This is a genomic window from Streptomyces globisporus, from assembly GCF_003501885.1.
Classification (GTDB): Bacteria; Actinomycetota; Actinomycetes; order Streptomycetales; family Streptomycetaceae; genus Streptomyces; species Streptomyces globisporus_D.
Genome location: NZ_QWFA01000002.1, coordinates 21,980 through 45,486 on the forward strand (window position 1 = coordinate 21,980; position 23,507 = coordinate 45,486).

A 23,507-nucleotide genomic window follows, 5' to 3' on the forward strand; every position below is an offset into this window, starting at 1 on the left:
AATCTGCTGAGCAGTAGATACGCACAGCTACATAGCCGGAGGTGCCGTTCCCGTGCCGTCCAACGTCAATCCCACTGTCAGGCGACGCAGGTTGGGCCAGGAATTGCGCCGCCTGCGCGAACTCAAAGGCATGACGGCCGAGGAAGTGGCGGAGCGCCTGCTGGTCTCGCAGTCGAAGATCAGCCGCCTGGAGAACGGCCGCCGCTCCATCAGCCAGCGCGATGTGCGTGACCTCTGCGGGGTGTACGAGGTCGAGGACCACCGCATCGTCGACTCCCTGATGCAGATGGCCAAGGACTCGCGCCAGCAGGGCTGGTGGCACGCCTTCGGCGACATCCCGTACAGCGTCTACATCGGCCTGGAGACCGACGCGGAGTCGCTGCGCGTGTACGAACCCCAGATGGTTCCGGGGCTGCTCCAGACCCGGGCGTACGCCGAGGCGCTGATCAGCGGTGCGCTGCCCGAGGCCCCGCCGTCGGACATCGAGAAGCGCGTCAACGTACGGTCGCGGCGGCAGGACCGGGTCAACGCGCCGGAGAATCCGCTGCGGCTGTGGGCCGTGATCGACGAGTCGGCGCTGCGCCGGGTGGTCGGCGACAAGCAGGTGATGATCGACCAGCTGGAACACCTCGTCGAGCAGTCGCACCTGCCGCATGTCACCGTGCAGGTCCTGCCGTTCGACATGGGCGCACACCCGGGCATCAACGGCCAGTACGCGATCCTGGAGTTCCCGGACGCCGCGGACTCCAGCGTCGTCTACATCGAGGGCGTCACGAGCGACCTCTATCTGGAGAAGGCGAACGACGTGCAGCGCTACAGCGTGATGTACGAGCACCTGCGGGCGCAGGCGCTGAACGTGGAGCAGACGCGGGAGTTCATCAGCAAGATCGCCAAGTCGTACACCAGCTGAATCCGGACAGTGGAGCGAGCGGCGGCGGGATGGTACACCGCCGCGCACGCACAGCAGAAGACCTACCAGGGAAAGACCATCCGGTCGAGTGAACGGCCATCTCATGGACGGGGCTTGGCGAGTAGCGTCGATCACGCCAATCGGAATCAGGTTGGTGCGACTCCCCCAACTCTCTGAACCGGAGTGAACATGGCAATTCTTCAGGGTGCTACGGACCAGTGGACGAAGTCGTCGTACTCCGGGGGCAACGGCGCGTGCGTCGAGGTCAAGTCCCCGGTCGCGCTGTCCATCGCCGTGCGTGACTCGAAGGCCCCCGAGGGCCCCTCGCTCACCTTCGTCCCCGGTGCGTGGAACGCGTTCGTGCGCGATGTCGCCACGGGCTCGATCAACGCCTGATCGGCCGGAAGCGTTCACGTATCGCCTTTCGTAGCACGCACAGCGCCACCCAGCACCACACAGCACCACCTGATGGAGCCCTCTCGACCGGTTCGCCGTCCTGGCCGAGGGGGCTCGGCACGATCCGGACGATCCGGTGTCACCGCAGCCGGTCGACGTGACGGTTCGTCCCCGGCACGGTCGGCACGAACGGGGCGACCAGCTCGACCCGCCCGAGGCCGGCCTCCGCGACCGCCGCGTCGAGGCCGGTGAAGCGCTCCGCCCAGCAGCTCCGCGGGTCCTCCTGGAGGAACCACAGCAGCGTCAGCCGGGTGTCGACCCCCTCGACCTGCTTCACGTACGTCATCCGGTCGCCGGGCAGAGGCGTCGGCCGGAACACCGTGACCATGGCCGCGGGCGACCCCTTCAGCCGCTTCGGGAGATGGCGCGAACGCAGCCATTCCAGCAACTCCGCTCGCTGCTCGGGGCCTTCGGCGTCGACGACCTGGAGGACGAGGCCCGCGTACGGGTGGTCGAGGGCGTGGAAGTCCCGGGGGCCGGCGGCCCCGTCGCGGTAGACGGTGGCCTCGTGGTCCTGGAACGCCGTGAAGACGTGGGTCCGGTCCTGGTAGACGCGGCCGTCCCGGTTCAGCCGCTTGTTGATCGCGACGGTCCACTTCATGTGGTCGTCGTAGCGCCCCTCGGTCACCCAGTACGTCGACAGATAGCACCCCACGCCCACGGGCTGGGCGACCGCCGACTTCTCCGGATAGCGCAGCTCCTGGAGGTCCTTCGTGGCCACCCAGCGGCGCCCGGCGAAGATCCACGGCATGGCTGTGGCGCCCGCGTAGTAGTGGTCGTCCTCGTACCAGCGGTTGTACGCGTACTCATGGCCCGGATGCGGTTCGACCATGGTGATCAGCGCGTGCCCGGGGCGGACCCCGTACGGCCCCTCCCCCGCCAGCTCCGCATACCGCTCGCTTCCCGCTCCGACGTCTTCGCCACCCGTTCCGGCGTCTTGGCTCATCAGGTCTCCCTTCCCCTTCCATCGGATCCCGGCCCCCTCTACCCTGACGGATCGTCAGATGCACTGCCAGAGCGGGGAGGCGCCGATGTTGCTCACGGGGAAGACAGTCATCGTCTCGGGCGTCGGGCCGGGGCTCGGGCACCGGGTCGCGGAGACCGTCGTCCGGGACGGCGGGTACGCGGTGCTCGGCGCGCGCACGGAGGCGAATCTGGTCAAGTCGGCGGCCGGGATCGATCCGGACGGCGGCCGCACGGCCTTCCTGCCCACCGACATCACGGACGAGGCGCAGTGCGAGGCGCTGGCCGCACTGGCGGTGGAGCGGTTCGGGAGGATCGACGCGGTGGTCCACGTCGCCGCCCGGGACAGCTACTTCGGCGGACTCCAGGACGCGGACTTCGCCACCTGGCAGTCGGTCATCGACGTGAATCTCCTGGGGACGCTGCGGATGACCCGGGCCTGCCTGTCCGCGCTCAAGGAGCGGGGCGGCTCGGTGGTGGTGATCGGCACACAGTCCGCGGTGGCCGCGCCGTCCCAGGTGCGGCAGGCGGCGTACGCGGCGTCCAAGGGGGCGCTCACCTCGGCGATGTACTCGCTGGCGCGGGAGCTGGGCCCGGACCGGATCCGGGTCAACACGGTGCTGCCGGGCTGGATGTGGGGGCCGCCGGTGCAGGCGTACGTCCGGCTCACCGCGGACTCCGAGGGCGTACCGGAGTCCGAGGTTCTGGCCCGGCTCACCGAGCGGATGGCGCTGCCCGAGCCGGCCACGGACGGGGACGTGGCGGAGACCGTCGCCTTCCTGGCCTCCGACCGGGCCCGGGCGATCACCGGCCAGTCGCTGCTGGTCAACGCGGGCGAACTGATGCGCTGACGGACCCGCGCCCGTACACGTACACGCGACACCCTCCCTCTCGACTTCTCGGCCGCACGGGACCCGCATCCCGTGCGGCCTTCGCGCGTCGTCGCGCGCTCCCCGACTTCTCCGGACTTCTCTGCACAGCCTGACGAAGTGCCCGCCCATCGTGTGGCCGCGGTCACGTCGGCGACAACGCCCCACAAGGTCAAGAACACGTAAAATCGTTCGCCTTGTTGACCTGTGTTCACATCCATGACCATCGGGAGCCTTGACCGAGCCCCCCAGGAAGGGGTTCAATCCCCGAAGCCCCCGCTCCCGCACGGGGACACCGCTGAACGGCCGTACCGACGAAGTGCGTTCCCGTTCACAAGGCGGACCCCTGGAGGGGGACATGAACAGTCTCGACTGGGCTGTGCTCATCGGCTACTTCGGCGTGATGGTCGCGATCGGACTCTGGTCGCACAAACGCGTGGACAACGTCAGTGACTTCTTCACGGCCGGCGGCAGGATGCCGTGGTGGCTGTCGGGCATCTCGCACCACATGTCCGGCTACAGCGCGGTGATGTTCACCGGGTACGCCGGCATCGCGTACCAGTACGGGGTCACGTCCTTCGTGACCTGGTCGCTGCCGATCGCCATCGGCATCTTCATCGGCGCGAAGCTCTTCGCGCCCCGGCTGAACCGGCTGCGCTCGCGGCTCCATGTCGCCTCACCGCTGGAGTACCTCAAGAACCGCTACAACCTGCAGACGCAGCAGGCGCTCGCCTGGTCGGGGCTGCTGCTGAAGATCGTGGACGTCGGCGCCAAGTGGGCGGCCATCGCCACCCTGTTGTCCGTGTTCACCGGTCTCTCGATCTCCCAGGGCATCCTGATCACCGGGGTCGTCACCGGCATCTACTGCACCGTCGGCGGTCTGTGGGCGGACGCGCTCACCGAACTGGGCCAGTTCATCATCCAGTTGTTCGCCGGACTGGCGATGCTCTTCGCGGTGATGAGCGAGCTCGACGGCTTCTCCACCCTGTGGACGGTCTGGGACAAGCTCCCCGACGGGCACGCGGAGCCGACCGCCGGACCGTACACGGTGACGTTCCTGCTGGCGTTCCTGTTCATCAAGACCTTCGAGTACAACGGCGGCATGTGGAACCAGGCCCAGCGGTACATGGCGACCGGCTCGGCTGCCTCCGCGACCCGTTCGGCGCGACTCTCGGCGGTGCTGTGGTTCGTCTGGCCGCTCGTGCTGTTCTTCCCGATGTGGTGCGCGCCGCTGCTGGTCGACGCGCAGAAGCCGGACGCCTCCGACAGCTATGCCCTGATGACCGAACAACTGCTGCCGCACGGCCTGTTGGGCCTGGTCATCGTCGGCTTCTTCTCCCACACGATGGCCATGTGCTCATCGGACGCCAACGCCATCGCCGCCGTCTTCACCCGGGACATCGCCCCGACCCTCTCGAAGGCGGCACGCGGCTGGAGCGAGCGGGCCGGGCTGATCGCGGCCCGCTGGACCACGGTAGCCTTCCTTGCTCTCTCCATGGCCATCGCGACCCAGGTCAACTCGCCCGCGTTCAAGGACATCATCACCGTCGTGATCAAGTGGGTCGCCGGGCTGATGGGCCCGATCGCGATCCCGTTCATGCTGGGCCTGCTGCGCCCGTTCCGGAAGTCCGGCCCGACGGCGGCGCTGGTCAGCTGGGCGGCGGGGCTGATCGCGTTCTGGCTGGTCAACTATCCGGTCAACTGGGCGGTCGAGGGCGGGGTGCCGCTCCAGTACCAGGTGTCCGTACCGCTGGCGGTCTCACTCGTGCTGTACATCCTGATCGGCTTCGTGAAGCCGGAGGACACCCCGGAGCGCGACGCGGTCCTGGCGCGGATCAACGAGGGCGACGGGGACGGGGGGCACGGCGACGGTACGGGGACGGCCGCGAGCATCCCCGCCCAGGACGGCGGCCCGACCTCCGCTCCTCAGCCGCGCGGGTAGCGGGCGAACGTCCGCGTGGTCAGGCGGGCTTCAGCGGCTCGGGCTCCTCAGCCGCGCGGGTAGCGGGCCAGCCAGCCGGGGGCGACGGCGGCCGGGCTGTGCAGGGCGGGTCCCTGGGTCATCTCCATCGCGAAGTCGTCGGCCAGTTCGAGGAGGGTGGCCCGCCCCTCCAGCTCCGCGAGCCAGGCCGGCGGCAGCGCGGTCTCCCCGTGCAGGGCGCCCAGCAGCGCCCCGCAGACCGACCCGGTGGCGCGGGAGGGCCCGCTGTGGTTCACCGCGAGCCGCAGCCCGTGCCGGACGTCCTCGCTGACCAGCGCGCAGTACACGGCGACCGCGAGGACCTCCTCGGCGGCGTCGCTCGCGCCCAGCGCCTCGATCAGGGCGGGGCCCGGGATGCCCTGCCGCACCGAGCCGAGGGCCTGGCGCAGGGCCTCGGTCACCGGCTCGTGGCCGGGGCGTTCGGCAAGGAGGGCCAGCGTGTTCTGCACCGCCCCGTCCAGGCTCTCGCCGCGCGCGAGACCGTGCACCAGTAGGGCGAAGGCGCCGGCGGACAGCTGGGCGGAGGGGTGGCCGTGGGACTGGGCCGCGCACTCGACGGCCAGCTGGAGCACGAGCCCCGGCTCCCAGCCCACGAGCAGCCCGAAGGGCGCGGACCGGGTGAGCGCGCCGGCGTCCCGGGCGGTGGGGTTCTTCGGCCGGTCAAGGGTGCCCATGACGGTGTCACCGAAGCCGGCCAGGCATTCCCGGGCGGGATCGCGGCGGGTGTAGAGCCACTCCTCGGCGGCCAGCCAGCCGTTGTCCTCGCGCCGCTCGTCGGGCCCCCAGTCGTGCTGGGTGGCGGCCCAGCGCAGATGGGCCCGGTGCACATCGGTGGGCGGGTGCCAGGCGCCGGTGTCGCGGCGGACCTGGGCGCGGATCAGACCGTCGACGGTGAACAGGGTGAGCTGGGTGAGGGCGGTGACGGCGCCGCGTCTGCCGTGCGCGGGAACGTAGTCGGCGACCCCCTCGACCCCGTGGGCGGCGCGGATCTCCTCCAGCACGAGCCCGCTGACCCCGGCCCCGAGCGCGTCCCCGACGGCCCCGCCGAGCAGGGCCCCGCGGACCCGGCTGCGGAAGTCCTGCTGCTCGGCCCGGCCCCAGACCGCCGTGGTCCCTGTGCTCACCCCGCCCCCTTCCCGTCACCGCTCCCGGCATCACGTGCCCACCTGCGCGCGGGCCGCTGCGGGCGACCGCGCAAGCACTGTAATCGAACGGGAACGGGCGGTAGAGGGGGCGACCGGGGTACGTACGGGTATGTCGACGGACGTCCTTGAGGTCGGTTTTGGGCCGGTGGGCGGGGCGCCGGCACAGCGGCCCCGATCAGTCCGCCGAAGGAACGCCGGGCGAAGGGGTACTCGCCGAGGGGCCGTCGGTCGGGGGAGCGCCCGCCGGAGGACCACTCGTCGAGGGACCGCCCCCCGGCCCCAGCCGCGCCCGCCGCTCCCGGGCCCACGCGTACCCCGGGTCCAGCTCCAGGGCCCGGTCAAGGTCCGCGCGGGCCTCCGGGATGCGGCCGAGGGACTCCAGGGCGGCGGCCCTGCTGCCGTGGGCCCAGGCGTAGTCGGGGTCCAGGGCGAGGGCCCGGTCGTAGCAGGCGACGGCCTCCTCGTACCGGCCCGTCGCCCGGTACACCTCGCCCCGCTCCCCCTCCGTCCCGGCCCGCCCGGGGTTCAGCTCCTCCGCCCGGTCCAGGTCGGCGAGGGCGCCCACCGGGTCGCCCAGAACCGTGCGGACCCGGGAGCGCCGCACCAGCGCCCAGGCGTACTCCGGCCACAGGGCGATCGCCCGGTCGAAGTCGTCGAGCGCCTCCTCGGGGCGGCCCAGCACATGGCGGACCAGGCCCCGGCTGCCCAGCGGCACGGCGTCGGACGGGTCCAGGGCGTGCGCCCGGTCCAGGACGGTCAGGGCCTCCTCCAGGCGGCCCATCCGCCGGTATGTCTCGCCCCGCTCCCGCACCGCCCAGGCCCAGGCGGGGGCGATCTCCTCGGCCCGGTCCAGGTCGGCGAGGGCCTCCTCGTAGCGGCCGAGCGAGCGGAGGATCACCGCCCGGCCCTGATGGGCGCGTTCGCTGCGCGGGTCCACGGCGATGGCCCGCCCGTGGTCGGAGAGCGCGGCCTCCAGCTCCCCGGCCCGGAACCGGTCCCAGGCCCGCGCCACGAGGGCGGCCGCCCGGTCCCGGTCGGTCAGCTCGGCCCGGGTCAGCAGGAGCCCGAGGGCAGCGGTGGGACGGGGCCCGTGGTCGGATATGGCGGCGAGGAGGTCCCGGCCCCACTCCCGCAGTACGGCGTTGTCGGCGTCCTCGCCCGCGTCCACCAGGGTCCGGGCCCAGTGCCGGGCGCGGGACGGCCGCTGGGCGAGGATCTCGATCCCGGCGCGCAGCGCCTCGGGCAGCGCGGTGCGGGGGCGGGCGCACAACCGGTGGTAGAGCACGTCCAGGGCCGCCCGGCGCCAGGGCTGCTCGGCCCAGAGCCGTTCCGGGTCGATGCCCTCGGCCGCCGCGTCCCGACGGGCGGCGAAGGCTTCGGCCAGCCGGTCGTGCGCCGCCTTCCACCGCTGGGGGGAACCGGTGCGCTGGAGGCGGAGCATGGGGGCCCGGACGACGGCGTGATAGCGGGAGCGCCCGCTGTACGGCTCGGCGACGAAGGGCAGTTCGTGCAGCCAGTCGTAGAGCCCGGGCAGGGTGTGCGGCCCGTCCTGCGGTACGGCGACGGCGACCAGGTCCTCGTCGAACCGGCGGGGCAGGGCGCAGGCGAGCGCGGCCGCACGGCGGGCCGGGTCGCTCTCCCCGGCCAGGAAGCGTTCGACGGCGGTCGCGTTGGCCTCACCCGCCGCGCCGGGGTTGGCGGCGAGCGTCGACACGAGGACCGGCAGCCCGCCGGAGAGCCGCAGCACTTCCCGTACGACGGGCTCGGCCACCACCCCGCGTTCGTGCAGGAGTTGGCGCGCCTCCTCCTCCGTGAACGGCCGCAGCGGCACGTCGGCGACCAGCCGGCCCCGGTCGCCCCAGTGCGCGGGATCGAGGCGGCGCTGGCCGGCCAGGGTCAGGACGAGGTTGGCGGGCAGTTCGCCGTACCGGCCGGGGGTCAGCAGGTCGGCCAGCCACCGGTCCAGCTGGGGTGCGGTGCGCTCGTAGGTGTCCAGGAACAGGGCGACCCACGGCACGGCGTCCGCGACCCGGTCGAGCTCGGCGACGAACACGGGGGTGAGGACCTGGACCGGCTCAGCCAGCAGCCGGGCCTCCTCCAACTGCCGGGCCCGCCCGCCGAACACCGCCCGCAGCCCGCCCGCGCCCCGCGCCACGACCGCCGGGTCGATGCCTCCGGCCAGCGCCCCGACGACCGGTATCGCCCCGGCGGCGAGCAGCCCGGCCTGCGCTGCGGCGAGCGCCCCCGGCGAAGGCCCCGCGCTCTCGTTGTCCGCCGCGAGCCGGCCCGCCGCCTCGTGCAGCGCCCGCCGGTGGTTGGTGAGCAGCCGGTCGAGCGCCTTGAGGGGGCGCCCCTGCTCGGCGAACTGCGCGGCGAACGCGGCGAGTACGTCCGGCACGGAGTCGGCGCTCTCGTCGGCCGCAGCGGTCAGCGCCCCGAACTCCCCTGCCGCCTGCCGCCATTCCCGTAGCAGCGAGGTTTTGCCGACCCCGGCGTTGCCCCGCACATGAAAGACGAACCGGTGCCGGGGATCCTCGGGCGGCAGCGTGAAGTTGGTCCGGAACATCGCGAGTTCGGCCTCCCTCCCGACGAAGGCGGCACGGCGGCGGCTTTCGACTATCTGCTGGAGGGAGAGGCGGCGGGGGCTGGACGGAGGCATGGGGCCAGTCTGTCAGCGGCCGCCGCCCCACGGGAGCCGCCGCCGTCGGTCATCGATCACCGGTGTCCGGCAGCCGCAGCCCCGGCTCTACGCGACGAGCAGCACGTCCCGCAGGGACAACACGGCCTGCGTCAGCGCGAGCCGTACGGCGACCTCACCGGCCGCCCGGTCCGCAGCACTTCCCGCACGCCTTCGAGTACTGCATCGAGGTCACCGACGGCCACCCCGGCGTCGTCCCCGTACGCGACAGCAAGGACCCTTCCGGGCCCGCACCACTCATCGCCGCCCCCGCCTGGACGGCCTTCGTGGAGTTCGCGGCCGAGCGCTGACCCCACACCCGTACACCGCAGGGCCCGCGCCCACGTCCTCACCGTGACGTTCGAGAACGGCACGGATGAAGAACTGCGCCTCGGCGATGAGGCGTTCTCCGACACGCTCGACATCGAGCCCGGCGAGTCCGGCCAGGACTACGCCTCCGGCGAGGACGGGGACCGGCTGAACCCGGACGAGGCCACCACCGCCCCCGTGCCGCAGCTCCCCGAGGGCGAGGAGCGCACCGTCCCGGTCCGTCTGAAGCCTGACCGCAAGGGCGCCCCGGTCCCACTGGAGGTCACCCCTCCGCACCCCGGCCACCGAGAGACGGCATACTTCCGGCTCACTCCGGGCTGAGCCCGCAAGCCCTGATGCGCGCCTCTGCCCAGGCGCGGGCGGCCGTCACGTCCTGCGTGGCCGTCGTCGGGCAGCCCCAGAGGTGCTCACCGCTGTGGATGGCTTCCGCGCGCTCCGCCGGAATGTCCGCCGGCGCCACGAAGGCGAGCCCGCGGCAGAGCGCCGTGAGGCCGGGCCGGATCAGCTTGAGGGTCCGGATGCGGTCGGCGGCGGAGGGCGCGTCGCCCGGTGCCGTCGAGGTGCGCCCCTCCGGTGGCGCGGGCATCAGGAGGATCGCCGCGAACGGTTCGGCGCGTTCCGTGAGGGCGCGCAACGCGTCGAGGATCGCCGCCTGGGCGTGTTCCATGGGCAGCCCCGAGGCGTCGATCTCCCGTGGGTCGTGTATGGCTCGCTGTCCGTTCATCGGGCGACCGTAACAGAATTAGCGACCACTGGTCACTAATGGGCGCGGGCCTTCCCTGCGTACGCTGACCCCGATGAACAGCACCGGAGGGAACGGGCGGCCCGGACGGCCGGCGCGGCTGAGCCGGGAGCGGATCGCCGAGGCCGCCCTGCAAGGGGACGTCGCGACGCTCACCATGCGGGAGCTCGCGACGAGGCTCGGGGTCTCGCACTCGTCGCTGTACCGGTGGGTGCCCGATCGCGACGGCGTGCTGGATCTCGTCAGCGAGGTCATGGTCGAGCGGGTGCTGCCCGAGGACGAGCCCGATGGCGAGAACTGGCGCGACTGGCTGACGCGGCTGGCGTGGGCGATGCACGACGAGTTCCTGGCGGTGCCGGGGTACGCCGCGCATGTGGCCCGGCCGCACCGCCACCACCCCCAGTCCTTCGGGCGGCTGCGCGGCAGAGCAATCGCCGCGTTCCGCGCGGGCGGCGCCGACGCACAGCAGGCCGAGCAGAACTGGACCGTCTTCGGCCACGGCGTCGTCCGGTGGCTGGCCGCCGCGGGCAGCGCCCCGGCGGAGCCGCCGTTCGGCCGCTACCTCGGCACGCTGCTGCGCGGTCTGCTCCAGCAGGACGGGGGCCAGCGTCCGTACCGGCAGGCGGAGGCGGCCGACTCCCGCTCCGTCGGCGACGAGCACCTGCTCGCCCTCACCCGGCAGCTCACGTCGGAATCGGCGAAGGCCCGGGAGCGGGCGTGCGAGACGATCTGCGACTGGGTGCGGTCCTTCGACCGGAGCGAGGTCCGGACACTCGCCTCTCTCCTCGCCTCGGCCGCCGTCCTGGAGCCGGACGCGGACTGCCTGGAGAGCGAACTGAACGCACTGGGCGAGCTCTCGGCCACGGGTCTCTTCGACGCCGCGGACATCGCCGCCCTGCGCCGCCTGCCGCGCGCATCCGTGCGAGCGGCAGACGTCGAGCACCTGGACTACCTGATCGAGGAGTTCTTCTGACGCCTCAGTGACCTTCAGCCCCAGGGATCGAAGGGGATCCCGGCGGGCTTGGAGTTGTTGAGAAGGTTGCGGAAGCGGTCGTCCTTGTCGGTGACCTTGATGGTCGCGGACCCGAAGTCGGCGTTCATGAGCCTGTCGCGCAACTCCGTGCTGGGGAAGCCGTTCCAGTCGACGATCGGGGGGTAGCGCCAGGTGCCGTAGTGGTTCTCCGGCGGCTCGTCGTTGCCGTTGGCGAGACGGAAGAAGTGCGTGCCAGGACCGTCCTTGTGGTAGACGGCCTTGGGGTGCGAACCGTCGAACCGCACCTGCGAGCGCGGGTAGGTCTTGACCGTGCTGTGCTGGGTGGTCGAGACGTAATCCACCTGGTTCGACGCCTGGTTGACCCACGAGATGACGTGCTCGAAGTCGTGCCGGTGCCCGCCGAGACCACTGCCATGGACGGCCTGGTCCTTCTCGAAGTAGCTGGCGTAGACGATGCCGCACCAGCCGTTGTTGCACGTGGAGCGGGCGTACGTCTGGGAGTTGTCCAGGTCCCACTGGTCCCGGCAACTGCCGTTGATCGCGCCGGTCGTCTTGAGCCCGGGGGCGAGGGTGCCGTCCGGGCCGATGGCGGGGGTGGCGTAGCAGCCGTCGCCGTCGTAGTCGTAGGCGGGCGAGAAGGCCTGCTCGTAACCGCCCGCGCTCTGGGGGAGACTGCCCGGCGGGTCGGCGTGGGCCGCGGATGCGGTACCCAGCACGAGGATGCCTGCGGCGGCGAGGGTGGTGGCGGTGCGGATGGCGCGCTTGCGAGTGGCGGTGGCCCCCGGGCTCCCGCCCTGGCCCCTCGGGAGGGATTCCGGTATCAGCTGCTTTCGCACGGGTTTGCGCTCCTGACTCGTCGGCACGGGACGGTGGGGGGACGTCGCGCATGACTTGCCCGGAGCATGACAGAGCGAAACGGCGTGGGCTCCACCGTCGCGGTGACCCGCCCGAGCCGGTGGGGCCGAGGCGGGCGGCGCGCTTGCCATCGAGTCCACTCGAAGTCCTACAGTGCGCGCACGGATCCGGATCCGGTCCCAGCCACCCCCACCCACAGGGAGCTCGACCATGCTCTACCGCACGCTCGGCGGCACCGGCATCGAGGTCAGCGCGCACTGTCTCGGCACGATGATGTTCGGCTCGGTCGGCAACCCCGATCACGCCGAGTCCGTACGCGTCATCCACGCAGCCCTCGACGCGGGCATCAACTTCGTCGACACCGCGGACATGTACTCCGCCGGTGAGTCCGAGACCATCGTCGGCAAGGCGCTGAAGGGGCGGCGCGACGACGTCGTCCTCGCCACCAAGGTGCACTTTCCGATGGGTCAAGGGCCCAACCGGGGTGGGAACTCCCGGCGTTGGATCGTCAAGGAGGTCGAGGAGAGCCTGCGCCGTCTCGGCACCGACTGGATCGACCTCTACCAGGTCCACCGCCCCGACCACACCACGGACATCGAGGAGACCCTCTCCGCGCTGACCGACCTCGTGCGGGCGGGGAAGATCCGCGCCTTCGGCTGCTCGACGTTCCCGGCCGAGGAGATCGTGGAGTCGCACGTCGTCGCCGAGCGGCGCGGCCTCGGGAGGTTCCGGACCGAGCAGCCGCCGTACTCGATCCTCGCGCGGGGCATCGAGCGGGCCGTCCTGCCGACCTGCCGGCGGTACGGGATGGGCGTGCTGACCTGGTCCCCGCTGGCCTCCGGCTTCCTGACCGGAAAGTACCGCAAGGGCGGGGCCATCGACCTGACCAGCGGGCGGGCGGCGCTGCACCCGCACCGGTTCGACCCCGAGGCCCCGCTCACCGCCGCCAAGCTGGAGGTCGTCGAGCAGCTCGTCGCCGTGGCCGACAGCATCGGGACCACCCTGCCCGAGCTGGCGGTCGCCTTCCCCCTGGCCCATCCCGCGGTCACCTCGGTGATCATCGGCCCGCGCACGATGGAGCAGCTGGAGGGGCTGCTGAAGGGCGCCTCGCTCACGCTGGACGACGAGACGCTCGACCGGATCGACGCGATCGTCGCGCCGGGCACCGACGTCTACCCGCCGGACGGGGTGTGGACCCCGCCCTCCCTCACCGATGTCGGCCTGCGCAGGCGGCCCGTGGGCGAACGCGCGGCGGCGTAAGCCCGGACAGAGTTCCGAGCAGCGGGACGTCTACGGCGCCTCGGCGGTGGTCGGCTTTCTCGCCAGGAAGCTGACCACCGGCCGCTTCGCGCCCCCCTCCGGTGCTTGCAGCGTCTGCGCCGTGATCGCGAAGCCCGCCCGCTCCAGCAGCCCGGCGATCCGGTCCGCGGGCAGCCGGTAGCTGTCGAAGGGGGCGGGGTCGCCGTCGCCGTAGCCGTACGAACGGCGCTGGTGCTCCTCCTCGCCGACCCGGGTGACGAGGAGGAGGTGCCCGCCGGGCGCCAGGGCTCGGTAGAACTCCCCGTACACCTGCGGCAGTTCCGCCGGAGGCAGGTGGTGGGTGGAGTAGAAGGCCAGGATGCCGCCGAGTTCGCCGTCGCCGGCCGCCAGTGCGGACATCGGGCCGACGGCGAAGCGCAGGACCGGGTGGGCTGCGCGGGCCAGTTCGACCATCTTCGGTGACAGGTCGACCCCGAACGCGGCGACGCCGAGTTCGGTCAGGTACGCGGTCACCTTGCCGGGGCCGCAGCCCACGTCCGCCGTCGGGCCGAGACCGGACGACGTGACGAGCTCGGCGAAGGCCGACAGGACGGCGCGCGACACCGGATCCAGCGCGCCGGGGTCCTTCACGGAGCGGGCGTAGTCGGCGGCGACGGTGTCGTACGACTGCCGGGTCGCGTCCAGGTGCGCGGATTCGATCACCCCGTGACGCTATGCCACCCCGAGGCGAGCGCCTACAGGTGTGACCGAGTTGTGCTGATCCACCTCCGAAGGGTTCACACTCCACGCAGTTGCTAACGTGCAGGGCGAGGTCCAGCATCGGCCCAGCACGGGGGACGGTTCGGTTCATGGCACGGGACGAGTGGGAACAGCTCAAGAGCGACGCGGCGCAGCGGGCCTCGGCCCCCATGCAGCTCGATTGGAGTCGGCGCGCTACCACGCCCTGGACACGGACAAGGGCGATCCGTCCTGGCCGGCCAAGTGGGCGTACCACGGCGCGGGCGGCGCGGTGAACTTCATCCCGGTGGTGGGAGACGCGCTGCAGCGCGGGGTGGATGCCGGGGCCTACGCCTGGCAGGTGGAGGAGCAGGCGCGCATCGACGACAAGCTCGCCATCGACAAGAGTGAGAACTTCAAGAGCCGGCAGGCGTATCTCACCGCCCTCGGCGAGGAGTGGAGCCGCGTCAACCCCGACCACAAGCTCTCGGCGACCGGAGACGAATACCTGCGGCAGATGGACATCTCGCTCGCCGCCCTCAACGGAAACAAGACCGCCAATGGAACGGTGGGCTCGTCATGACCGGGAAGCTTCGGGCCTCCGCCGTTCGCCTTTCCCTCGCCGTCCTCCTCCTCGCCGGCGTCTCGGCATGCGGGGGTGCGGAGGAGTACACCGTCCCGAGCAAGGCCTGTGGCCGGGACGTCAGCAAGGACGAACTGGGAGCCCTCTTGCCCAGCGGTGCGGAGCTGCGCGAAAAGCCGTCGACGTCCGACACCTCGTTCTCCTGCCAGATCTACGTCGATGACCTCATGCAATTCGCCTTCACCGAGCACTCCGGCCAACGGAAGTTCGACGTGTCGGCGTACGCCAAGAGCGGGAGGCTCGGGAGCTTCGACCAGCTCAGAGTCTCGGACGTCAGCGACAACGCCGTGGTCTCCCACACCCGGTCCGTGGTGATGGCCCCGTGCCCGAAGGGCGGAAGGAACTACATCCTCGACCTGGAGCTGCCGAACACCGAGGGCGACCACAGCGACGACATCGAGCGGTTCGTCAGGGCGTACCTGCCGACCGGGCTCGCCGCCATGGGCTGCTGAGCGGGGGCCACTCCCGTTCCGTTCAGGCCGGGCAGATCCCTTCCGGCAAGCCCGACGGCAGGCCGCCGCGTTCGTCCGCCGTGAGGTCTCGGCCGACGACGGTGCACAGGTGGCGCTTCCAGAGCTCGGGGTCGAGGTGGAGCAGGTCCAATCGGCCGCGGTCTCCGTTGCCTCCGCCGAAGCTGCCTCCGGAGAGCGTACGCAGCAGGGTTCTGCCGTCCGGGGACGCGGCCAGGAAGTGCTGGTGCGCCGCGAAGTCGTACGTCTCGAGGGCGTCGGAGTCCGAGAGCTGCTGGAAGCGCACCGCGCCGCCGTTCGCGACGAAGAACTCGCCGTCGGTTCCGGTGAAGCTGAAGACGTACCCGTCGCCGGTGAAGCGTTCGTCGGAGCCCAGCGGGCCGAGCGGTCCGACGAGTCTGGCCGGCCGTTCTCCCCTCGGCGTCGACCACAACTCCAGCATTCCGCCGGGCGACTTGGCGGCGGCATAGCGACCGCTGCCGTCCTGCCTCGCCCGCTCGATGTTCGGACCGAGGCTGACGCGCAGATCCTTGTTCTCCTTGCCGGTACGCAGGTGAACGGCGTACAGGACCGGTTCGCGGGCGACCATGATCTGCACATAGCCCTTCTCGACGTGCCTGTTCACCGCGAAGCCCGAGTCGACGGCCGCCGGCCGGCCCTCGCCGAAGCGAGGCGGGTTCTTCTTCGTCAGGCCCAGTGCGCGGGCGTCGATGGCGGGAGACAGGCGGCGGCCGGTCCGGGCGTCCCAGTGCTCGATCCGGCTGCCGGAGAGGGTCACGAGTTCGTCGCCGCCCCGGAGGAAGGTGAACGTGAGCGCTTCCGGGCTGCCGCTCCGGTCGGCCGGGGGTTCGTGCGTGGTGAGCTCCGCCACCTGGCGCAGCGACGGCATCTCCCGGATCTGGATCCGGTCGCGGTCGACCACGTCCGCCACGAGCGTCCCGGCATCGTTCACCTGCAGGTTGCGTTCCAGCCCCTGGTCGTTCTGCGCGGCCCGGTCGGCCCATTTCACCTCGGTGGTGATCCGGCCGGACGCCGCGTCGACGAGCGCCAACGTCTCGCCCTTGTCGGGCTTCTCGTAGTCCACGAGGTGGGCCAGCAGGGACTTTCCGCCGTCGACCAGGCGGGGCGAACCGAGGACGATCTCGGAACCGTCGACGTCGCGGCGGGCCAGCGGCTGGGCCGTCACGTGGTTGTCACCGTAGGCGACCATGGGAAGGACCGTGTGCCGGCCGTCTCCGAGGAGACGGCCGATGACCAGGTCCGGCGAGGGCGCGTCGGCCTGCGTCACGCTGCTGCCGCGTCGCGTGCCAACGGTTATCCACATCTCATGGTGATTGGCCGTGAAGCGGTCGCCCTTCTCGTCGACGGCGATACTTCCGCAATCGCTGTTGTACCCGGTGTCGTAGGTGTAGCTGTTCAGCGGTCGTCCGTCCTTCACGCGCAGGGCACGGTAGACGGCGACCTTGTTGTCGCCCTTCTCCACCCGACGGCAGAAGACCAGCACACCTCCGTCACCGGACAGCGCCGTGCCCGAGCCGTACATCGCCCCGTCGTCGACGTCGTCCGCCAGCTCACGGACCTTTCCCGTGCCGACGTCCACCGCTTCCATCACGATGCCGTCGCCGCCGGTGTCGTCCCGGCCAACCACGAGCGTGTTGCCGTCGGGCCCGAACCACACGGATTCGCTCGCCACGGGCAGCCGGCCCGGCACGTCCTCGCGGCGTCCCGTCGCCAGGTCCCACAGCGTCAGCCGGCCCTCCACCAGCGTGACCACGCTTCCGGCGTCCGGCGAGAGAGCCATCAGGCTCTTCTCCGTGCCCACCCAGCCCATGGTGTCGGCGATCCTTTCGAACTCCTTCCCCCTCAATGGGAGTTGCGGGCGGAGAAGGTCCTCCGGACGGTCGGCGGCCAGGTCGACCTCGTACCGGGCCAGCGTGCCCGACGCCGACACATGGGCGATCCGTCGGCCGTCCCGGCTGACCAGCGGGTGGAAAGCCATCTCGTCCAGGTCGAGCTGGAGGCGCTGAATGCGTCCTCCGGCCTGGCGTACGAAGAGCGTGGCGCGCCCGTTCTCGGTCGTCGCGAGCGTCACCGAGCCGTCGACGCTCATCGCGACGTCCCGGATGCTCCCCTCGGTCCCGGTCAGGACCCAGGCGGCGTTCTTGAACTGGTCGTACCGGCGGAGCACGGCGTTGCGGGCCTCGGCCGTGGGCGAGATCGCGTACGCGCCCATGGCGATCAGCGCGCCCTGTCCCGGATCCTGCTTGGCGGCCTCGGCGGAGTAGGTGGCCAGCAGCCGCGACCGGCCGTCCTCCTCGCGCTGTGTACTGACGCGCTGCTGGTAGACGAGGAAGGTGCCGAGTCCGACGATCAGCGCCAACACCACGGCCGCCGCGGTCCAGGCCGCACGGCCGCGTGCCCGGCGCAGGCGTCGGTGCTGACGCGCCCGCTCCAGGAAGTCACGCTCCGGTGCGTCGAGTTCTTGCTCCCGGTCCCCCAACCATGACTGGATATAAGCCAGTTGCACCTCAGCCGGCAGCAGGGCGGACGGCCTGCCCTGCTTCGTCCAGCGGTCGCGGTCATGGTTCAGCTCCGCGCGGCCCGTCAGGAACCGCTCGTCCTTCCGCACCTGATCTCTCAGCGCGGGCCACACCTCGATCAGCTTCTCGTGGGCCAGCTCGGCGGTCTCCGGTTCTCCGCGCCCACCGCGCAGCACGAGCAGCCGCAGCGGCTGAGCACCGAACGACTTGGCGAGCTCCCATCCGTCCTCGCCCGCCTCATCCGGCGTGAGCCTGCGGCGCAGCGGCTTCCCGCTCCCGGGCAGCACTCTCACCAGGCCTCTGAGCAGCCTGGCGGCGGCGATCCGCTCGCTCTCGCCGACGTACTGCTTCCAGGCCTGCTCGCAGTGCTTCTCCAGCGCGCCCTCGACCCCGTTCAGCGCCTCGTACGTCGATGTGCGCAGCCGGCCGGCGGACCGGTTGTCCCACAGCTGCTTCAGCAGGAAGCCCAGGAGCGGCAGATTCTCCGGCTCCCGGCACGCGTCCTCCAGAATGCGGTCGGCCAGGCCCGGGTCGTAATCCACCGCCGGAGCCTTCTCCACCGGCCTGTTGATCACGGCCTGGAGTTGGCCCCGTGACATCGGCGTCAGGGGAAACAGTTCGCTGCCGCCCACCAGGGAGCCGAGGCGGGGGTGTCTGAGCGCCGCGTCCATGAAGTCGGACCGGAGCGTGACAAGCAGCCGGGATCCGGATCCGGGGCGGCCGACCGGAGAGAGCAGCCCGGCGACCTTCTTGATCTCCGCGTCGCCGAGTTTCAGGAGAGCCTCGGCCTGGTCGACAACGACGAGATACCTGCCGCCCGAAGCGCCGCGCAACATGTTCAGCGTCTCCACCAGGCCCTCGCTCACCAGCGACTCCCGCACCTCCCCGACGCTCTGCGCGCGCGGATCCCCGTACCGTCCGGTGCGGACGGCTTCGTAGAGGTCGACGGCCAGTCCGGAGAGCAAGGAACCGTCGGTGCCGGCGTTCACCACGATCGCGTCGTAGCCCGGCCGGCCGTCGTCCTCCTCGCCGCTCCCACGCCGTATCCGGGGAACCACGCCGGCCAGCGCCAGCGAGGACTTTCCGCAGCCCGACGGTCCGAAGAGCGTGACGGCCCCGTGCGTTTCCAGCGCTTCGACCACGGCCTCGATGTCGCTGTCGCGGCCGAAGAAGATGTCCTCGTGGCGCTCCTGAAAGGTGTCGATGCCCCGGAACGGCTCCGCGGCCAGCTCGCGTTCGAGATCGGGCAGCTTGCCGAGCGCCGCTTTCACACTGATCGCGAAGGACTGCTGGGTGTCGTCGCGCTTCCGCTGGGTCGCGACGACGATGCCGACCGCCGCACCGCGCTGCTCGTCCCAGACAGGGCTGCCGCTGTAGCCCCCGGTGATGTGGGTCGTCCGGCTGTCGGCGCGGGAGAGCTGGATCCAGTCGCCCGACGACTTGCCGCTGAGCTGTCCCCGGTGCCAGACCACGCCCAGTTCGTCGTCCGGGAACCCCACGAGTCTCACCGGCCGGTGCGACACCGCGACGGAAGCGGCCAACGGCAGCGGGCGCGTGCCGGGAACCGCGTCGCGCAACCGCAGTACCGCCACGTCCCCGCTGTACTTGGGCTTCTCCGGTATCCACTGCTCTACCTCGGCGACGAAGCGCTGCTCACCGGGCCCGTCGGCGAGCGGGAAGTCGATCAGCACCTCGACGCCGGCGGCGACGTCGAGATCCCGTCTCCTGGCCAGCGCGTCGGACACGACATGGGCGCAGGTCAGTACCCGGTCCGAGGTGACGAGGAAGCCGCCTCCGGCGATCGACCCGTCACTTCCCCTGACCCGGACGACCGCCGCGTTCAACGCCTCGTCGGCGCTCAGCGCCTCTTCCCCCGACACCATGACCCCCGTGACCCCCGCGTCCCCCGTCAGCCGGTCAGGTCAACGTACTTCCTGCGCGGGCTCGTTCGCATCAGCGGCATCGCTTTTGTGCCACGTCAGGCTCACCGAGAAGTTGGCCGCGGTCGCGGTGCTGGCGATGACCACGTCCGCCTCGGCCGACAGCGACACACCGAACTCCAGCGTGACCTCGTCCGGGGCGTTGGCCATCCCCCGGAACCTGCCGACGAAGCTCTCCGCGACCGGCCGCACCGTGTCCAGCATCTGCCCGAAGGACCGCCCCGCACGGGCTACGGAGCGGTCTCCGCGCCCGACCCGCACCAGGGATTCGTCCACCTCACGGATCTGCACACGGATCGTCTCGTCGCTGCCGTCCTCCAACGGAACCTCGACCGTGCGGACAGGGCTTTCGCTCAACTCGACCTCCAGCGTAGGGAGGAGCGATCATAACGAAGCCAACCGTGCGCACGGTCGCGGACGTTGTCCTTCTCAGCTCGGCAGCACCGGCAGCAGGTCCGGCAGATGACCGTCCGACGCCGTGGCCGCCGCGACGCGTTCGGCGGGGACCTCGCCGTAGAGCGTCGTACGGGGACGGGACGGGCGGCCCGCCAGGTCGGCGATGGCCTTCAGGTCCTGGATGGAGCGGTACGAGCCGTAACTCGACCCCGCCATCCGGGAGATGGTCTCCTCCATCAGCGTGCCGCCCAGGTCGTTCGCGCCCGAGCGGAGCATCTCCGCCGCACCCTCCGTGCCGAGCTTCACCCAGCTCGTCTGGATGTTGGTGATGTGCGGGTGGAGGAGGAGCCGCGCCATCGCGGTCACCGCCCGGTTGTCGCGGTCCGTCGGCCCCGGGCGGGCGATGCCCGCAAGGTAGACCGGGGCGTTGGTGTGGATGAAGGGGAGGGTGACGAACTCCGTCAACCCGCCCGTCTCCTGCTGGAGTCGGGCCAGCGTGCGGAAGTGGCCGAGCCAGTGGCGGGGCTGGTCGACATGCCCGTACATCATCGTCGAGGACGAGCGCAGGCCCACCTCGTGCGCGGTTTTGATGACCTCCAGCCAGGTGGCCGTGGGCAGTTTGCCCTTGGTGAGGACCCAGCGGACCTCGTCGTCCAGGATCTCCGCCGCCGTACCGGGGATCGAGTCGAGCCCGGCCTCCTTGGCGGCGGTCAGCCAGTCGCGGATCGACATTCCGGTGCGGGTGGCCCCGTTGACGACCTCCATGGGCGAGAACGCGTGGACGTGCATGCCGGGGACGCGTTCCTTCACCGCCCGCGCGATGTCGAAGTACGCCGTGCCGGGCAGGTCCGGGTGGATCCCGCCCTGCATGCAGACCTCGACCGCGCCGACGTCCCACGCCTGCGCCGCCCGGTCCGCGACCTGGTCGAGCGAGAGGGTGTACGCGTCGGCGTCGGTGCGGCGCTGGGCGAAGGCGCAGAAGCGGCAGCCCGTGTAGCAGACGTTGGTGAAGTTGATGTTCCGCGTGACGATGTATGTGACGTCGTCGCCGACCACGTCCCGGCGCAGCGCGTCCGCGATCCGGCACAGTTCGTCCAGCGCCGGGCCGTCCGCGTGGAGCAGGGCGAGAGCCTGGTCGTCGGTGAGCTTCGTCGGGTCGTCGGCCGCCTGGCTCAGGGCCTGGCGTACGTCGGCGTCGATGCGGGAGGGGACCATACCGGGGGCCGCCGCCTCGCGGAGCGCCTCCCAGTCCCCGTACACCTCGTCGAAGTCGTTGCGGCGGTCGCCGGTACGGCCCTCGGTGTCGATGGTGGCGTGCAGGTCGGTGCGGCCGGAGGAGGTGAAGCCCTCGTCCGGCTCCTGCCAGGGCAGGCCGACGGGGAGTGCGTCCTCGCGGGCGAGGCCCGTCTCCGGGTCGGCGAGGGCGCGGACGTGCGGGAGGAGACGGGGGTCGAGCCAGGGCTCGCCGCGCTGGATGAACTCGGGGTAGATGGTGAGGCGTTCGCGGAGCGTGAAGCCCGACTCGGCGGTACGCGCGGCCAGTTCGTCAATGTGCGGCCAGGGGCGTTCCGGGTTCACGTGGTCGGGGGTCAGCGGCGAGACCCCGCCCCAGTCGTCGATGCCCGCGCCGATGAGGAGCGCGTACTCCGCGTCCACCAGGTTCGGCGGGGCCTGGATCCGGGCCGAGGGGCCGAGGATGTGCCGGGCCACCGCGATGGTGGCGGCCAGCTCCTCCAGCTCGGCGTCGGGCATCCCGCGCATCGCCGTGTCCGGCTTGGCACGGAAGTTCTGCACGATGACTTCCTGCATGCCGTGGTAGGCGCGGGCCGTCTTTCGCAGCTCGAAGAGGGAGTCGGCGCGCTCCTCGTACGACTCGCCGATCCCGATCAGGATGCCGGTGGTGAAGGGCACGTTGGAACGCCCCGCGTCCTCCAGGACCCGCAGCCGTACGGCCGGTTCCTTGTCCGGGGAGCCGTGGTGCGGGCCACCCGGCTCGGACCACAGGCGGGTCGCCGTCGTCTCCAGCATCATCCCCATCGAGGGGGCGACCGGCTTCAGCCGCTGGAGGTCGGTCCAGGTCATCACGCCCGGGTTGAGGTGGGGCAGCAGGCCCGTCTCCTCCAGGACCCGGATCGCCATGGCTCGCACGTACGCGAGGGTGTCGTCGTACCCCTCCGCCTCCAGCCACTCCCGCGCCTCCGGCCACCGGTCCTCGGGGCGGTCGCCGAGCGTGAACAGCGCTTCCTTGCAGCCCATCGCCGCCCCCTCGCGGGCGATCTTCAGCACCTCGTCGGGCGACAGGAACATCCCGTGGCCCGCGCGGCGCAGCTTTCCGGGAACGGTGACGAAGGTGCAGTAGTGGCACCGGTCGCGGCAGAGGCGGGTGAGCGGGATGAAGACCTTGCGGGAGTACGTGATCACGCCCGGCCGGCCCACCGACTCCAGGCCCGCGTTCCGGACGCGGGCGGCGGACGCGGCCAGATCCTTCAGGTCGTCGCCACGCGCCTGGAGCAGAACGGCGGCCTCGGTCACATCGAGGGCGACACCGTCGCGGGCACGTTTGAGCGCGCGCCGCATGGCGTTGGAGGTGGGACGTCCGCTCTGAGGATCGGGATCGGTCATGAACCGAGCATACGAGCGAGGCGCGGGTGCCGGAGCAGGGCCCGGGACCTGTATGCGCAGGCCGCGGGGTGCTCCTGGTCACTCGTGCGGGCCGACTCACCCGGATGATGCCCCGTCGGCGGCGCCCTCGCGCCTAGTGTCGGAACGGTGATGGAAACGATCGTCCTCGACATCGGCGAAACCCTCGTACGCGACGACCGGCACTGGGCGTCCTGGGCCGACTGGCTCGGCGTACCCCCGCACACGCTCGGCGCTCTGGTGGGCGCTGCCGTCGCCCAGGGCCGCGAGGCCACGGACGCGCTGCGGATCCTGCGGCCCGACATGGACGTCGAGGAGGCCTACCGCGCGCGGGCCGCCGCCGGGCGCGGGGAGCACCTCGACGAGTCGGACCTCTACCAGGACGTCCGGCCCGCGCTGGGCGAACTGCGGGCCGCGGGCGTGCGGGTCGTGGTGGCGGGGGACGGGACGGTCCGGGCCGGGGAGCTGCTGCGGGCGCTGGACCTGCCCGCGGATCTGGTGGTCACCTCGGGCGAATGGGGCGTACGGAAGCCCGACCCGGAGTTCTTCGCGCGGGTGGCCGAGGCGTCGGGCGCGGCCCCGGAGGCGACGCTGTACGTGGGCGATCATCCGGCCGACGACCTGTTCCCGGCAGCGGCGGCGGGGATGCGGACGGCGCATCTGCGGCGGGGGCCGTACGGGCACTGGTGGGCGGACCACCCGGACGTGGTGGAGACGGCGGACTTCCGCATCGACGCGTTGACGGAACTGGTGGGGTTGGTGGGGTCGGCGGACCCGGGCGGGGCGGCGGCTCCGGGCGCGTCGGCGGACGAGGAGCCGAAGGTGGTGCGCCGGGGCGCGTTGAGGTCGGTTCGGTGACCGCCCCCAGCGCGCCCGGTCGACCCGGTCGCCGGCGCGGCCCTCGGACTCCGGTACGGCGATGAAGGAGACCGGCACGCAGACCACCGCGAGCACCGCCGGGACCAGAAGCGTGAGCCGC

19 protein-coding genes and 1 pseudogene are annotated in these 23,507 nt (G+C 71.5%); 11 read left to right on the forward strand and 9 right to left on the reverse strand.

The window, feature by feature from the left end:
- Positions 1–52 precede the first annotated feature (52 nt).
- Together D3105_RS00605 and D3105_RS00610 are read left to right on the forward strand one after the other, a co-directional pair.
- Positions 53–910 carry a helix-turn-helix domain-containing protein gene (locus D3105_RS00605; protein ID WP_010064569.1) on the forward strand — a complete coding sequence of 286 codons (858 nt, stop codon included), beginning with the start codon at positions 53–55 and terminating at the stop codon, positions 908–910.
- A 189-nt stretch (positions 911–1,099) separates the two neighbouring features.
- Positions 1,100–1,306 carry a DUF397 domain-containing protein gene (locus tag D3105_RS00610; RefSeq protein ID WP_006125325.1) on the forward strand — a complete coding sequence of 69 codons (207 nt, stop codon included), beginning with the start codon at positions 1,100–1,102 and terminating at the stop codon, positions 1,304–1,306.
- Positions 1,307–1,445: 139 nt separating this feature from the next.
- Here the strand turns inward: D3105_RS00610 and D3105_RS00615 are convergent, their stop codons facing one another.
- Positions 1,446–2,312, reverse strand: a complete 867-nt coding sequence (locus D3105_RS00615) for a hypothetical protein (RefSeq protein WP_118899049.1) — start codon at positions 2,310–2,312, stop codon at positions 1,446–1,448.
- Positions 2,313–2,397: 85 nt separating this feature from the next.
- Here D3105_RS00615 and D3105_RS00620 point away from each other — a divergent pair, with 85 nt between their 5' ends.
- Together D3105_RS00620 and D3105_RS00625 are read left to right on the forward strand one after the other, a co-directional pair.
- Complete coding sequence (locus D3105_RS00620; protein ID WP_118899111.1) at positions 2,398–3,180, forward strand: SDR family oxidoreductase; 783 nt, start codon at positions 2,398–2,400, stop codon at positions 3,178–3,180.
- A gap of 376 nt (positions 3,181–3,556) precedes the next feature.
- Positions 3,557–5,140, forward strand: a complete 1,584-nt coding sequence (locus D3105_RS00625) for a sodium:solute symporter family protein (RefSeq protein ID WP_118899050.1) — start codon at positions 3,557–3,559, stop codon at positions 5,138–5,140.
- 47 nt (positions 5,141–5,187) lie between these two features.
- On the opposite strand, the gene D3105_RS00630 is transcribed toward D3105_RS00625, so the two are convergent.
- Together D3105_RS00630 and D3105_RS00635 are read right to left on the reverse strand one after the other, a co-directional pair.
- Positions 5,188–6,303, reverse strand: a complete 1,116-nt coding sequence (locus D3105_RS00630; RefSeq protein ID WP_118899051.1) for an ADP-ribosylglycohydrolase family protein — start codon at positions 6,301–6,303, stop codon at positions 5,188–5,190.
- A gap of 196 nt (positions 6,304–6,499) precedes the next feature.
- A complete protein-coding gene (locus D3105_RS00635) occupies positions 6,500–8,983 on the reverse strand; it encodes a tetratricopeptide repeat protein (RefSeq protein ID WP_240646757.1) in 2,484 nt (827 codons plus the stop codon).
- A gap of 200 nt (positions 8,984–9,183) precedes the next feature.
- Here D3105_RS00635 and D3105_RS35105 point away from each other — a divergent pair.
- Positions 9,184–9,312: pseudogene (locus D3105_RS35105) on the forward strand (DUF397 domain-containing protein); the annotation flags it as partial.
- A 43-nt stretch (positions 9,313–9,355) separates the two neighbouring features.
- A complete protein-coding gene (locus D3105_RS00645) occupies positions 9,356–9,652 on the forward strand; it encodes a hypothetical protein (protein ID WP_240646758.1) in 297 nt (98 codons plus the stop codon).
- Here the strand turns inward: D3105_RS00645 and D3105_RS00650 are convergent.
- Entirely contained in the window at positions 9,639–10,055 is a 417-nt protein-coding gene (locus D3105_RS00650; protein ID WP_118899053.1) for a hypothetical protein, read from the reverse strand. The genes D3105_RS00645 and D3105_RS00650 overlap by 14 nt on opposite strands.
- Before the next feature lie 73 nt (positions 10,056–10,128).
- Between D3105_RS00650 and D3105_RS00655 the strand changes: the two genes are divergently transcribed.
- Entirely contained in the window at positions 10,129–11,046 is a 918-nt protein-coding gene (locus tag D3105_RS00655; protein ID WP_118899054.1) for a TetR/AcrR family transcriptional regulator, read from the forward strand.
- 14 nt (positions 11,047–11,060) lie between these two features.
- Here the strand turns inward: D3105_RS00655 and D3105_RS00660 are convergent, their stop codons facing one another.
- Complete coding sequence (locus D3105_RS00660) at positions 11,061–11,888, reverse strand: NPP1 family protein (protein ID WP_118899112.1); 828 nt, start codon at positions 11,886–11,888, stop codon at positions 11,061–11,063.
- 244 nt (positions 11,889–12,132) lie between these two features.
- Here D3105_RS00660 and D3105_RS00665 point away from each other — a divergent pair, with 244 nt between their 5' ends.
- Positions 12,133–13,182 carry an aldo/keto reductase gene (locus tag D3105_RS00665; protein WP_118899055.1) on the forward strand — a complete coding sequence of 350 codons (1,050 nt, stop codon included), beginning with the start codon at positions 12,133–12,135 and terminating at the stop codon, positions 13,180–13,182.
- 30 nt (positions 13,183–13,212) lie between these two features.
- Here D3105_RS00665 and D3105_RS00670 read toward each other — a convergent pair whose 3' ends face one another.
- Positions 13,213–13,884 carry a class I SAM-dependent methyltransferase gene (locus tag D3105_RS00670; protein WP_118899056.1) on the reverse strand — a complete coding sequence of 224 codons (672 nt, stop codon included), beginning with the start codon at positions 13,882–13,884 and terminating at the stop codon, positions 13,213–13,215.
- Positions 13,885–14,101: 217 nt separating this feature from the next.
- Between D3105_RS00670 and D3105_RS35110 the strand changes: the two genes are divergently transcribed.
- Positions 14,102–14,482 (forward strand): hypothetical protein, encoded by a 381-nt coding sequence (locus D3105_RS35110; protein WP_240646759.1) that lies wholly within the window; start codon positions 14,102–14,104, stop codon positions 14,480–14,482.
- Positions 14,479–14,994: a hypothetical protein gene (locus D3105_RS00680; protein ID WP_118899057.1), complete on the forward strand. Its 516-nt coding sequence runs from the start codon at positions 14,479–14,481 to the stop codon at positions 14,992–14,994. Before D3105_RS35110 ends, D3105_RS00680 begins: the two co-directional genes overlap by 4 nt.
- 22 nt (positions 14,995–15,016) lie before the next feature.
- Here D3105_RS00680 and D3105_RS00685 read toward each other — a convergent pair whose 3' ends face one another.
- The 3 genes from D3105_RS00685 to D3105_RS00695 form a co-directional block, all read right to left on the reverse strand.
- Positions 15,017–19,435 (reverse strand): S1 family peptidase, encoded by a 4,419-nt coding sequence (locus D3105_RS00685; RefSeq protein WP_118899058.1) that lies wholly within the window; start codon positions 19,433–19,435, stop codon positions 15,017–15,019.
- A 39-nt stretch (positions 19,436–19,474) separates the two neighbouring features.
- On the reverse strand, positions 19,475–19,849 hold the full coding sequence (locus D3105_RS00690; RefSeq protein WP_118899059.1) for a CU044_2847 family protein: 375 nt from the start codon (positions 19,847–19,849) through the stop codon (positions 19,475–19,477).
- Positions 19,850–19,921: 72 nt separating this feature from the next.
- A complete protein-coding gene (locus D3105_RS00695; protein ID WP_118899060.1) occupies positions 19,922–22,510 on the reverse strand; it encodes a bifunctional FO biosynthesis protein CofGH in 2,589 nt (862 codons plus the stop codon).
- A gap of 150 nt (positions 22,511–22,660) precedes the next feature.
- Between D3105_RS00695 and D3105_RS00700 the strand changes: the two genes are divergently transcribed.
- Complete coding sequence (locus D3105_RS00700) at positions 22,661–23,386, forward strand: HAD family hydrolase (protein ID WP_118899061.1); 726 nt, start codon at positions 22,661–22,663, stop codon at positions 23,384–23,386.
- Positions 23,387–23,507: the final 121 nt, after the last annotated feature.